Raw genomic sequence first — 13140 nt, forward strand, 5'->3', positions numbered from 1 at the left:
TCAAAACGAGCTAGCGCATTTGGTAGCCGTCGCTTGTTTAATACCTATATCTTAAGCTCAAACGAACTTGTTGTGCACTTTTTACAGCTCCAGGAGTTTTATCTACATCCATAGGCGTTCCCGTCCATCCAAAAAATGTGTCGCTACCGGTGTAGTCATAGTCTATGTAAGCATAACTAAGCCCTGCGACCAGGTTTTTGCCTGCGATCGGTTTTGTGTAATATGCCTCATACGCATTACCTCTAGCTGCAAGCTTAGAGCCTATCAAAGTATCTTCACCGTAAGTAAAGCTTCTCCAGTATTTACTTCCGCGGTTATACTCTAAGCCAAAGCGATCACCTTCAAAAATTCCGGGAGTTTGTAAGCCTAGATATATAGATGAGCCAAATTTACTATCTTGTGATCCCAACATCCCAGACATCGGACTTATGGTTCCCATAGGAGTTATAACGCCTAGTTTATTTGAGTTAGGGTCTGTTTTGCTAAACGCATAAGATGCGAAAAATATCGTATCATCTAAAAAGTCGCTCCAGCCATCGCCTATGCCATTTACTTGAAGAGATAGCGCACCGCCACTCATGTCGCCGACATCACTAAATTTAAAGTTTGGACCAGTAAGACCCATGCCGGTAATATCCATATCCATCAAATTCTTAGCTATGAAGTAATTACCCATGAGTTTATACTGTCCGTTATCATAAAGCTGTAAGATCAAGCCTGCTAAGTCCATGTTTGGATTTTGGTCTGCATTGATATAGCCAGGATTAAAGCCCATAATGCTCATGTTCATAGAGTATGCACCCGTGGTATCCGAAAAACCTCTACCTAGACACAATTTCGCATAAAAGCCGGGGATACCGGTTATCTTATCAAGATCAAATTTAAAGCTAGCGCCGTCAAATTCCATATTGATATTATGCCCTATAGGAGATTTTGGCTCAGCATTATCGGCACGTAAATTTGTTAAAAAACCATCCGTTGACGGGCGCCTTCCAAAGCTAACCGTATAAGGCATATCCCCGACTTCGTTCATATATAAAAAATACGCCTCTCTTAAACGAATGGCATTATCGCTTGGTTTTTGAGTACCATACCAGTCAAAATTCTGAAAATATGAATTTTGAGCCACGTTATTTTGCCCATAAATTTTATAAGCACCCAACGCCCCTCTAAACACTAAGTTATCTATCGGAGAAGCCGACATTCCCAGTATTAGCTTGTTTGTCCAAACTCCGTTATGCTTATCTCCTACACCATTTATCTTGTAGTCGAGATTATCGTAAGCTGTTCTAAAGTCGATATCCCATTTGACATTATCTCCTGCCGTATGTTTTTTGATATCGCCTACTTGTTTTTTTAGTAACGTTATATCATCGGCATTTTTCGTAACACTAACCTCTTTACCATCACCCATAGTAGAATTTGATAAAGATGCTTGCAAAGTACTAATCTTGTCTTGATTTGCCTTTAGAGCTTCTATCTGCGCTTGAAGCTGTTTTACTTGGAGCTCTAAAGTCTTGAGCGCGTCTGTATCGCTTTGCGCGAAAGATACAGAAAATACCGCTCCCAAAAGTAACGGATGGATGAATTTCATTTTATCTCCTTATGGTGTTAGCAAGAAGGGACTTTACCGCTATCAACGGCGTATTCGATACAAAAATCCTTAATATGGGTCATAGACTTTGGAAATTTGTCACTTTTTAGAAAATCTTGCAAAGCTGGATACTCTTTTGAGTATTTTTCTACAAACTTAGTCGCATCGCCCTCAAAAAGCTCTTGCCAGCCTGCTTGCGTTTGAAGACGAGCAAACTCGGCACCATTCATACCTGTGGCAGGTTTCATGAATTTAAGGTAGTATTTTTGACCTTTGGCGGCGTCCGCAAATGCGTTAGTGCTCACAAGGTTAAGCATTAAAAATGCACCTAAAACAAAAGAAAGTAACTTTCTCATATTAATCTCCTTTAAAATAGAATTGTAATTTTATATTTTAAGTTTCGAATTATAGTTAGTAATCTATCTTCTGTCTGCAACAAAGTCACATTTGTATTTATAAAAAGAAATAGCGTAAAAATACAAAAAATTATAAATCATACAAAGCTTAAACATCGCAAGACTATTTTTAAACGCAAACCTGCTATAATATGGCTAAATTTAAAAGGGCTTTTATGCAAGATATCACACAAGCCATAGTGATAAGCAGCGATGGAAGTTTTATGACTAAACGTGCATTAAAAGCCGTGTCACGTCATATCATATTTGGTTGATAAGAGCCTGGTTTTGATATTAGAAATTTATAAAGAAAACATTTGGATAATTTATGAAAATAGCAAATTTTGACACAAGCAAAAATGTCTTTATCATCGCCGAACTTTCCGCAAACCACTCTGGAAGTTTAGAAACCGCGATTAAAACCATAAAAGCGGCAAAACGTGCAGGAGCAAACGCCATCAAGCTTCAGACATACACTCCAGATAGTCTTACGCTAAACTCACGCAAGGAAGACTTTATGATACGTGGCGGACTTTGGGACGGAGCGAATTTATATGAACTCTACCAAGAAGCGCTAACTCCAAGAGAGTGGCACGCAGAGCTTTTTAGAGTCGTGCACGAAGAGGGACTCATCTGCTTTTCAAGCCCGTTTTGCAAAGACGATGTGGACTTTTTAGAGCAGTTTAACCCGCCAGCATACAAGATCGCAAGCTTTGAAGCGAACGATCCTGAATTTATCCGCTACGTGGCGAGCAAAAACAAGCCAATGATAATCTCAACAGGCATAATCACCGAAGATGAAATTTACGCTGCGGTATACGCTTGCAAAGTAGAAAACAACCATGATGTCGCGCTTTTAAAATGCACCTCAAGCTATCCCGCACCACTAAATGAGATGAATTTACAAACAATTGCGGCGATGAGAAATAAATTTAGCGCAGAAGTTGGCTTCTCCGATCACACGCTTGGTATCGTTGCGCCCGTGGTTGCCGTTAGCCTTGGCGCACGCATAATCGAAAAGCACTTTATCTTAGATAAAAGCGTGCGAAGTGTCGATGAGGCGTTTAGCCTTGATGAAAGAGAATTTAGTGAGATGGTAAAAGCGGTAAGAGATGCCGAAGCACTATTGGGCGAAGCAAAATTTGAGCTAAATCAAAAAGAGATAAAAAACCACAAATTCGCCCGCTCACTATACGCAAGTGCGGATATAAAAAAAGGCGAAAAATTCACGGAGCAAAACATAAGAAGCGTCCGCCCCGGATACGGCTTGCACCCTAAATTTAAGGCTGATCTAATAGGCAAAACAGCCAAACGCGATATAGAATTTGCAGATAAAATAACAAAAGAGGATTTTTAAAAGGAGAAAAAATGGCTAAAAAAACAGATACGCAAATCAATTCTTCAGCACTAGACGAAGTTCAAAACCCGATTTTTCGTAAAAATTTACAAGCTCTATTTAAGCAAGATGAAATTCTAGCCGTTCGGCTTTTAACATTAGGCGAGCAAAAGCAATACGAAGTTTTTGTCGGCAAAGACCCCATAGACATAAATATGATCGATAAAAATAGTTTTGAATACATATACGAAAAGCCTGCACGCGACACAGAACAGCTGCTCTCCACGATAGGTAATGAGAGCAAAAGATATCCTGTGATGTTTTTCTACGGTCTTGGCAATGGGGTGTTTTATAAAGCCATGTTACATAATCAAACCCATAAACACATAATTGTCATAGAGCCAGAGCTTGAAATTTTATATATTACTCTAAATTTAATTGATTTATCAGAAGAGCTTGCAAACGAACGACTTATACTTTTTTATTCTGATTTTGTTACGTATTCACAAATTTATCATCTAATGGTAAGACAAGTTTTTATGGTATATGCCAAAACATACACACTGCATATACACACGCCTTTTTATGATAAATTTGCAGATGACTACGCTAAAATAAATAAACACTTTACGCGCGCTATCGCCCAAGTGGTCGCCTCTCATGGCAATAGCGTAGCCGATATGCTTCAAGGTATCGATCAGCACATTAGAAATTTACCACAAACGATAAAAGGCTATGTTTATTTTGATCTAATCAAAAAACGTAAAGATCTAATGAAAACAGCAGTTATTGTAGCTACCGGACCAAGTCTTGATAAACAACTTGAAGCGCTTAAAAAATTTGCCCCTTATGTTACCGTAATAAGTCTTGATGCTTCATATCCGATACTAGCCAAGCACGGCATTAAGCCTGACTATGTCACATCAATAGAACGTGTTGTAGAAACTTCAAGCTTTTTTAAAAAAAGATACGGTGAATTTGATAAAGATATATATTTCGTCGTAGCATCGCTAACTCATTCACAAACTGTAAAAAACATATTGCCACGTCGCCTTATTCTTACCATACGTCCACAAGCCGAAAAATCTTTTAAGCTAGATAAGCACGGCTATCTTGGTCTTGGGCTAAGCACGGCAAATCAGGCGTTTCAACTAGCAAATGCCTTGGGTCATACAAACATAGTTCTTATAGGACAAGATTTGGCATTTGCATCAGACGGTAAGTCTCATGCTACAGGACACGCCTTTGTCCAGCAAGACGAGTATATCTACACTACTGCTTACGGCGGTAAAGGCGAAGTTCGCACAACATATGTTTGGGATAAATTTAAAAACCAATACGAATCAGACATCGAATCATTTAATAAAAAAGGCATAAAAACATTTAACTGCACAGAGGGTGGAGCCATGATCAAAGGAGCCATAGAACGACCTTTTATAGAAGTAATGACGGAACTTAGCCAAAATGCGGAAATTAAAAATTTACCACATATTGCTCTTCCAAAAGATCGTGTCGTTGAGAAAGAATTATTGCAATCTTATAATTTTATAGAGCGCAAATTAAAAGTCTTAAATCTTGTAAAAAACAAAATAGAAGAAGTATTCTTGGATGTTGTAGACGATATAGATAAAATGATCAAAATCCGCAATGAAGGCAATGTTAGCGAGAAATTATTTAAAAAATTAGTTGCCATTACAAACAAAATAGATAAAGCTAAAATGTTTGCAGGAAAAAAAGAATTTAGACTTTATATAGAATACATCCTATCCATTTCTGTTTATTATCAAGAACTTGAACTTGCTAAAATTTCAGTCGCCCCAAGTGAAACAACACTAGAAAAAACAAATAAATTAATAGAATGGGTCGAGATGCATAAATATTGGCTATTTTCCCTTGCCGGCGGCATAAATGCAGAGATCGAAACAACTAAAAAAGCTTCTAAGAATTTAATAAACGAAATGAAAAAAAGAAATTTACTTCCTATCAAATAACAAAAGAGACGAGAAATCGTCTCTAAAACTATCAGCCTATCATATCCAAAAGACCGTTTCTGTCAAGCCAAATTTTGTTCTTATCCGAACTATATTCAAATTCTTTTTCGACCGACTTGCCTTTTTCACCGATAGAATTTACCGCAAAATTTTGAGCCGTAGTAAATTGGATCGACGGGCTAATCACATAATGATCGTCAAATTCGTAAGTCAAATGCGCATCATCTTTGCCAACCATCACTTCATGCATCTTTTCGCCAGGACGTATCCCTATGATCTTTATGCCAAGTTCTGGCGCTAAAGCACGAGCTAGATCCATCATGGTCATGGATGGAATTTTAGGAATGAAGATCTCTCCGCCTTTCATTCGCTCGAAATTCTTAAGCACGAAATTTACGCCTTGTTCTAACGTGATCCAAAATCGCGTCATATCAGCATGCGTTATCGGAAGCTCTTTTGCGCCCTCTGCTATCAAGCGTTTAAACAGTGGCACCACCGATCCGCGAGAGCCAACGACATTGCCGTATCTTACGACACTAAAGCGAGTTTTTTTACTACCTGCGATGTTGTTTGCCGCGACAAAAAGTTTATCGCTAGCTAACTTTGTAGCACCATATAAATTTACAGGGTTGCAGGCCTTGTCAGTTGACAGCGCAATGACTTTATCTACTCCACACTCAAACGCCGCATCAATGACGTTTTGCGCACCGTTTATATTAGTTTTTATGCACTCCATAGGATTGTATTCTGCGATCGGCACATGCTTCATAGCAGCCGCGTGTATTACATAATCAACGCCGTTCATGGCAGTTTTTAATCTTTTCTCATCTCTTACATCTCCGATGAAGTAACGCATCGCTGCAGCATTAAAAACCTGAGCCATCTCGTATTGTTTTAGTTCATCGCGAGAGTATATGATGAGACGTTTTGGATTAAATTTCTTAAGTAGGATTTCTGTGTATTTTTTACCAAAACTTCCCGTTCCACCGGTGATCAAAATGTTTTTGCCGTTAAACATCGTCTTTATCCTTATTTGTGGCTTCTATTTTCCGCTATACTGCGTTGACAATTCGCTCATCTGCGGTCATTACCTATATGACAACTCCCTTGCTTTACTCATTTTCGCCTTGTCTTGCAAAAAACAGTTCGCCTTTTTATATTATTTTTAAAATTTAAGCAAAAAATATACCAAATTTAATAACAAGAAAAACAATAACAGAGAGATTGCGAAGTATTTAATAAAGATAAAGAAAACGTAAAACGCGAAGTATCGCAAAGTTAGACTAGGCGAAATTTAACAATCAAACGGAGTGTATATGTAATACGTGAGTATTGATTTTTAAATTTCAACAAAGTATAACAAAGCGAGACAAGCTACTTTAATATTCTAGGAAGTGTTATCCCCTCCTGTGCTTGATACTTGCCTTTTTTATCCGCATAAGTTACCTCACATGGCTCATCACCCTCAATAAAGAGCACCTGCGCGATACCTTCATTTGCATAAATTTTAGCAGGAAGCGGCGTCGTGTTTGAGATCTCTATCGTTATGTGCCCCTTAAATCCCGGCTCAAACGGCGTTACGTTTACGATGATACCGCATCTTGCATATGTGCTTTTACCCAGACAAATTGCCAGCACGTTATCAGGCATATTGAAATACTCAACCGTTCTAGCTAGTGCAAATGAATTCGGCGGCACAATACAAACATCGCCCACAAAATCCACCACGTTTTTCTCATCAAAATTCTTTGGATCGACTACCGTTCCGCCGATATTTGTAAAAATTTTAAACTCGTTTCCGACCCTGATGTCATAGCCATAGCTTGACACACCATAGCTTACTACGCCCTTGCCTACTTGTTCTTCTGCAAAAGGCACTATCATTTTTTCGTTTAAGCTCTTTTCTCGTATCCATTTATCGCTTTTTAAACCCATTTTTCATCCTTTTAAATTTTGGGCCAAATTTTAGCTAAAATAGGCTGAAATTTAAAAGGAGTGAAAATGCCTATCATAAAAGTAACAATGACAAAAGAGGATGGCGGACTAAGCGTAGAGCAAAAGGAGGCTTTGGCTAAAAAGCTAACCGATAGCTTCGTAGAAGTCGTAGGCCGAGGCGAAAAAACCTGTGTCGTTACCATAGACGAAATTTCGACCGACAACTATGCAATAGGCGGAAAAACAGTAAGTAAAATCAGACAAGAAAAGTAGCTAAATATAAAAAAATATCTTTTATAAATATATAAGAATATATTTAATATCATTTGCCAACATTAAATTTAAAAGGATAGATGATGAAAAAGATAGTTCTTTTGTTATTTACTACGGTTTTTATGCTAAGTGCCGATAGCTTGCTAGTAGGCGCCGGCGGTGGATATAAAAAGCCAATTAGCGCCGTGATAGATAATCTTAAAAAAGAAGGCGCAAACATCGACGGTGCCTTTGCAAATTTAGGACAGATAACTATCCAAGCCAAGGAAGGTAAGATGGCGATAATCGTTGGCGACGAGGCATTTTTAAACAAAACCAACCTTGATATCAAAGGATATGAGCGTATCGGAAAAGGTGCTTTGGTGCTTGTAACTCCCAAAAACAAGACTATAAAAGACGTTAACGATCTTAAAAATTTAAACCGTATCGCCATGCCTGACCCCAAAAAGGCTATTTATGGAATTCGTGCAACCGAGTTTTTACAAAACGCGAATTTAAAGAACAATCTTAGCGCTAAAATCTTACCCGTTGCAGGTGTGCCGCAAATAGTTGCTTACGTGATCAACAACGAAGTTGATGCAGGTTTTATCAACCCAACTGAAGCAAAAGCCAAAAAGGACGAATTTGGCTCGATTATTTACATTAACGAAAGTCTTTATAATTATGTTTATATCTCTGCCGCAAAGCTAAAAGCTTGCGAGAACAATGCCCTGTGTGAGAAATTTATAAACGAACTAAAAAGCGATCGTTCTAAAGAAATTTTTGCCAAATTCGGACTTAAGTAGTTAAATTTGAACGAGCTAAATTGGCTTATCCATCCGCTTATCTTAAGCACCAAAACGCTTGGGACAAGCTTTTTGCTTTTTATCCTTATAGGCACACCAATCGCTTATTTGTTGGCATTTTACAATGGTAAATTTAAAGCCTTTTTTGAAACGATAGTCATGTTTCCGCTTATTTTCCCTCCTATTGCAACTGGGTTTTTGCTGCTTTATCTACTTGGACGAAACGGGATCATCGGAAAAGCTCTAAATTTAGAGATCGCCTTTAGCTTTAATGCCCTTATCTTGGCTTCTTTTTTGGCTGGATTGCCGTTATTTGTAAAGCCCGTTGCAGCCGCACTTGAAAACTTTCCCAAAACTCTCATCGAAGCCGCACAAAGCCTTGGTAAAAACAGAGCCCATATCGCCTTTTTTGTAATGTTTCCAAATATTTTTAAAAGCGTTTTAGCTGCTCTTATCTTAGCTCTTGCACGCGGACTTGGAGAGGTTGGCATAACGCTAATGCTAGGCGGAAACATTGTCGGTAAAACAGATACCGTTTCACTTGCGATATTTAACGCTGTGTATGACGGTGAGAATGAGCAAGCGTTAATCCTAAGCCTTATTTTGGTAATTTTAAGCATTATAATGTTTGGTATAATAAATTTTTTAAACAGCCGCCGAAAGTAATTTGGCTGTTTATTAGTAAAATTTTGATACAATATAAATTATTTAAAATTTTTAGGAGAATTTTATGAAAAAAGAAGACATCAAGGAATTGATTGAATTTTTCAACGAAATGGATATGAATAAGATCAAGATAAAAGATGGGGATTTCGAGATCGAACTTGAGAAATTTGCAGACTGCTGCGAACTACCTAAGCCAACCCCTGCTCCAATAGCTCCGGCTCCAACTCCGGTAAATGTTGTAGTAAGCTCTGAAGTAAAAACATCTAATACACCTAAAAATACGATAAATTCACCTATGGTAGGTACATTTTACGCAGCTCCAAGTCCAGGCGCAGCTCCATTTGTAAAAGTCGGACAAAGAGTTCGCAAAGGTGATGTCATCGGTATAATCGAAGCAATGAAGATCATGAATGAGATAGAGGCTGAATTTGATTGTCAAATAACAGAAGCACTTGTTGCAGACGGACAGCCTATCGAATTTGCTATGCCGTTATTTGGCGTGGAGAAGATTTAATGCAAATCAAAAAAGTTTTAATCGCAAACCGAGGCGAAATCGCACTCAGAGCTTTGCGAACGATAAAGGAGATGGGCAAAGAGGCGATCGTGGTTCACTCAACCGCCGATCAAGACGCACTTTATGTTAAATACGCAGATGCTTCAATTTGCATCGGTGCACCTCGATCAAGCGACAGCTATTTAAACATACCTGCGATTATTTCAGCTGCCGAAATTAGCGGAGCAGACGCGATATTTCCTGGATATGGCTTCTTAAGTGAAAACCAAAATTTCGTTGAAATTTGCTCACATCATAAAATAAAATTTATAGGACCAAGCGTTGAGGCTATGGCCTTAATGAGTGATAAAAGTAAAGCAAAACAGATGATGCAACGCGCAGGCGTGCCTGTTATCCCTGGATCTGACGGTGCTATCAAAGATATAAAATTTGCCAAAGATTTAGCTAAAAAGATCGGCTATCCTGTTATACTAAAAGCAGCTGCGGGCGGTGGCGGTCGCGGAATGCGCGTGGTCGAAAAAGAAGAAGATCTTGAAAAGGCATTTTGGTCTGCCGAAAGCGAGGCAATGAGTGCATTTGGTGATGGAACGATGTATATGGAAAAATACATCCTAAATCCACGCCACATTGAAGTTCAGATCATCGGCGATAGCCATGGTAATGTCCTACACATCGGCGAGCGCGACTGCTCTATGCAACGCCGCCATCAAAAGCTAATAGAAGAAAGCCCCGCGATCTTACTTAGCGACGAGATACGAAAAAAACTTCACGAAACCGCCATTCGCGCAGCAAAAGCGATAGGATACGAGGGTGCGGGAACGTTTGAATTTTTAGTAGATAAAAATTTGGATTTTTACTTTATCGAAATGAACACACGCTTGCAAGTTGAACACTGCGTAAGTGAGATGGTAAGCGGACTTGATATTATTGAATGGATGATAAGAGTAGCGCAAGGCGAGGCACTACCTAGCCAAGACAGCATACAGTTAAGAGGTCATGCGATCGAATGCCGTATAACAGCCGAAGATCCAAACAGCTTTACTCCATGTCCAGGCAAGATCACAAAATACGTCTGCCCAGGTGGACGCAATGTGCGCATGGATAGTCATATCTATCAAGACTACTCTATACCGCCGTTTTATGACAGTATGATAGGCAAGCTTATAGTTTGGGATGAGGATAGAAATAGAGCCATCCATAAGATGAAAGTAGCGCTTGAGCAACTTGTTATCCAAGGGATAAAAACAACTCGTGATTTCCACATCGCAATGATGGATAACCCAGACTTCATAAACAACAACTACGACACAAACTATCTTTCAAGACATTAATATGTCACTTATGGGCTAAATTTGAATTTAGCCCATAAAAAATTTATCTGATTATATTGATTTTTGCTTTTGCGCGAAGTTTTTCAAAGTAGTCTTGCATAACTTTTTGTTGTTCAGACTCGTAGAGAGAGTTCATGATCTGCTCTTGAATTTGCTCAAAGCTTGGAGTGTATTCGCCAATTTTGTTTTCAACCAAAAACATGTCAAAGCCACCTTGTCTGGCTAAAATTTGAGTATATTGACCAACTTGTGTATTGGCGATTATTGCTGCTAAGCGCGGATCTATCCTTGAGTAATCAAAAGAAATTTTTTGTGCCTCTACGCCTTTTAGTGTCTTTTTGCTGCTTTGCTGATCTTGCAGTTGTTTTTCGCTATTTGCTCTAAATATCGTAACTTCTGCATTTTGAAATACGCTAAATTGATGTTTATTTGCCTCATAATACGCTCTTGCTTGCTCAGGTGTTAAATTTTTACCTACTTCAGAAGATATGCGCTTATAAAGCTTTTCTTGTAAAAGCTTCTTTTCTATATCATTTTTAAAGTCGCTATAGCTTATGCCTTCTGCAGCAAGTGAGTTTAAAAATTGCGAATTTGTCATTTTGTTTTGAGCGATAATAGCGTCGATTCTCTCTTTTATCTCAAATGCCGAGGCGCCAATTGATAAATTTTTTATCTCTGCTTGCTCCAAACGGTCTCTAATAAGTAAATTTAAAGCCTGTCTTTCATCGGTATTAAACTGCTCTTTTATCTTATAAACTTCAAAGAGCGTTATCGGCTCGTTTTCTACGATAGCTGCGATACCGTTAACCATCTGCGCATTTAGGCAAATTCCACACACTAAAGAAGCAAAAATAGCTCTTTTAAACATGACAAAACCTTTGTTTAAGTAATTAATAAATATAATTTTATCCAATTATAACATAAAAATTTTTTAAGGTAAAACGATGATAGTTACTAGATTTGCGCCCTCTCCGACAGGGTATTTGCATATCGGTGGTCTTCGAACGGCGCTTTATAGTTATTTGTATGCCAGAGCTAACGGTGGTAAATTTTTACTTCGCATAGAAGATACCGACCTAAAACGCAACTCCGAAGAAGCAACGATCGCCATACGCGAGGCGTTTGACTGGTGTGGGCTTGATTATGACGGCGAGGTTGCATATCAGTCAAAGCGCTTTGATGTATACAAGGAGTATGTTAAAAAGCTACTTGATGAAGGCAAGGCGTATAAATGCTATATGAGCAAGGAAGAACTTGATGAGCTACGCGCCCAGCAAGAAGCTCGTAAAGAACGCCCAAAATACGACAACCGCTACCGCGACTTTACAGGAACTCCACCCGCCGGAATTGAGCCTGTTATTCGCATAAAAGCTCCTATGGAGGGAGAAATAGTTATAAAAGACGGCATCAAAGGAGAGGTGAAATTTAAAGTCGAAGATATACTTGACGACTTTATCATCGCCAGAAGCGACGGCACGCCAACATATAATTTTACAGTTGTCATAGATGATGCTTTAATGGGTGTAACTCACGTTATACGCGGCGATGATCACCTTTCAAATACACCAAAACAAATCGTTCTTTACGACGCTCTTGGCTTTAAAAAACCGGAATTTTTCCATGTAGCTATGATAAACGGAGAAGACGGCAAAAAACTAAGCAAGCGCCACGGTGCAACCGACGTAATGGAATACAAACGCATGGGTTATCTGCCTGAAGCGCTTTTAAATTTCCTTGTGCGTCTTGGTTGGAGTCACGGCGATGATGAAATTTTTAACATGGACGATATGCTTAAATTTTTCGATCCGCATGATATAAATAAATCATCAAGCACATATAACGCCCAAAAACTTGACTGGCTAAACGCGCATTATATTAAGACATTGCCTTACGAGCGCTTAGCTAAAGAAATGAAAGAATTTGGCGTTGATTTTAACTCTCACGCAAAAGGCGAATTGTTGCTAAACATCCTAAGAGAGCGTTCAAAAACCCTAATAGACATGTCAAAAGCGGCGAATTCTATCATAAATGCACCAACAGAATATGATCAAAAAGCTTATGATAAATTTATAACCGTGCAAACAAAAGAGATACTGACTAAATTTAGTGAAATTTTGACATTAAATTTAGACGCAAAAGGCTATGAAACGCTAACAAACGAGTTCTTGCAAGCTAACGAGGTAAAACTAAAAGACCTAGCACAAGCACTTAGAGTGGCACTAACAGGTAATAGCGTGAGTCCCGGTATATTTGAAGTATTAGAAGTGCTTGGAAGTACCGAAACAAAAAACAGAATAACAAAAATTTTAAATTAAGGAGA

13 protein-coding genes are annotated in these 13140 nt (G+C 38.6%); 8 read left to right on the forward strand and 5 right to left on the reverse strand.

Features of this window, described 5'->3' with window-relative positions:
* Positions 1-37: 37 nt before the first annotated feature.
* Complete coding sequence (locus tag CCAL_RS08110) at positions 38-1594, reverse strand: DUF3373 family protein (RefSeq protein ID WP_170015897.1); 1557 nt, start codon at positions 1592-1594, stop codon at positions 38-40.
* A gap of 17 nt (positions 1595-1611) precedes the next feature.
* Entirely contained in the window at positions 1612-1950 is a 339-nt protein-coding gene (locus CCAL_RS08115) for a hypothetical protein (RefSeq protein ID WP_169936842.1), read from the reverse strand.
* Positions 1951-2317: 367 nt separating this feature from the next.
* On the opposite strand from CCAL_RS08115, the gene pseI reads away from it, so the two are divergent.
* Both pseI and CCAL_RS08125 read left to right on the forward strand, forming a co-directional pair.
* The gene (gene pseI / locus CCAL_RS08120) at positions 2318-3346 is read left to right on the forward strand and encodes a pseudaminic acid synthase (protein WP_170015899.1); all 1029 of its coding nucleotides are present in this window, start codon (positions 2318-2320) and stop codon (positions 3344-3346) included.
* A gap of 11 nt (positions 3347-3357) precedes the next feature.
* Positions 3358-5316, forward strand: coding sequence for a motility associated factor glycosyltransferase family protein (locus CCAL_RS08125; RefSeq protein WP_170015901.1), 1959 nt, complete (start codon positions 3358-3360; stop codon positions 5314-5316).
* 31 nt (positions 5317-5347) lie between these two features.
* On the opposite strand, the gene pseB is transcribed toward CCAL_RS08125, so the two are convergent.
* Positions 5348-6334: a UDP-N-acetylglucosamine 4,6-dehydratase (inverting) gene (gene pseB, locus CCAL_RS08130; RefSeq protein ID WP_170015903.1), complete on the reverse strand. Its 987-nt coding sequence runs from the start codon at positions 6332-6334 to the stop codon at positions 5348-5350.
* A 356-nt stretch (positions 6335-6690) separates the two neighbouring features.
* A complete protein-coding gene (dcd, locus tag CCAL_RS08135) occupies positions 6691-7251 on the reverse strand; it encodes a dCTP deaminase (protein ID WP_169936850.1) in 561 nt (186 codons plus the stop codon).
* A 66-nt stretch (positions 7252-7317) separates the two neighbouring features.
* On the opposite strand from dcd, the gene CCAL_RS08140 reads away from it, so the two are divergent.
* The 5 genes from CCAL_RS08140 (at position 7318) to CCAL_RS08160 (ending at position 10820) form a co-directional block, all read left to right on the forward strand.
* Positions 7318-7524, forward strand: a complete 207-nt coding sequence (locus CCAL_RS08140; protein ID WP_170015905.1) for a tautomerase family protein — start codon at positions 7318-7320, stop codon at positions 7522-7524.
* A gap of 83 nt (positions 7525-7607) precedes the next feature.
* Positions 7608-8309 carry a molybdate ABC transporter substrate-binding protein gene (modA, locus tag CCAL_RS08145; protein ID WP_170015907.1) on the forward strand — a complete coding sequence of 234 codons (702 nt, stop codon included), beginning with the start codon at positions 7608-7610 and terminating at the stop codon, positions 8307-8309.
* Positions 8310-8315: 6 nt separating this feature from the next.
* On the forward strand, positions 8316-8975 hold the full coding sequence (locus tag CCAL_RS08150; protein ID WP_170015909.1) for a molybdate ABC transporter permease subunit: 660 nt from the start codon (positions 8316-8318) through the stop codon (positions 8973-8975).
* Between the two features lie 64 nt (positions 8976-9039).
* Positions 9040-9489 (forward strand): acetyl-CoA carboxylase biotin carboxyl carrier protein, encoded by a 450-nt coding sequence (accB, locus tag CCAL_RS08155; RefSeq protein WP_170015911.1) that lies wholly within the window; start codon positions 9040-9042, stop codon positions 9487-9489.
* Entirely contained in the window at positions 9489-10820 is a 1332-nt protein-coding gene (locus CCAL_RS08160; protein WP_169936859.1) for an acetyl-CoA carboxylase biotin carboxylase subunit, read from the forward strand. The genes accB and CCAL_RS08160 overlap by 1 nt, the downstream gene beginning before the upstream one ends.
* Before the next feature lie 43 nt (positions 10821-10863).
* Here CCAL_RS08160 and CCAL_RS08165 read toward each other — a convergent pair whose 3' ends face one another.
* Positions 10864-11688 carry a peptidylprolyl isomerase gene (locus CCAL_RS08165; RefSeq protein ID WP_170015913.1) on the reverse strand — a complete coding sequence of 275 codons (825 nt, stop codon included), beginning with the start codon at positions 11686-11688 and terminating at the stop codon, positions 10864-10866.
* Between the two features lie 76 nt (positions 11689-11764).
* Here CCAL_RS08165 and gltX point away from each other — a divergent pair, with 76 nt between their 5' ends.
* Positions 11765-13135, forward strand: coding sequence for a glutamate--tRNA ligase (gene gltX / locus CCAL_RS08170; RefSeq protein ID WP_170015915.1), 1371 nt, complete (start codon positions 11765-11767; stop codon positions 13133-13135).
* Positions 13136-13140: the final 5 nt, after the last annotated feature.

This window comes from Campylobacter sp. RM6914 (genome assembly GCF_004803835.1).
GTDB classification, from domain to species: domain Bacteria; phylum Campylobacterota; class Campylobacteria; order Campylobacterales; family Campylobacteraceae; genus Campylobacter_A; species Campylobacter_A californiensis.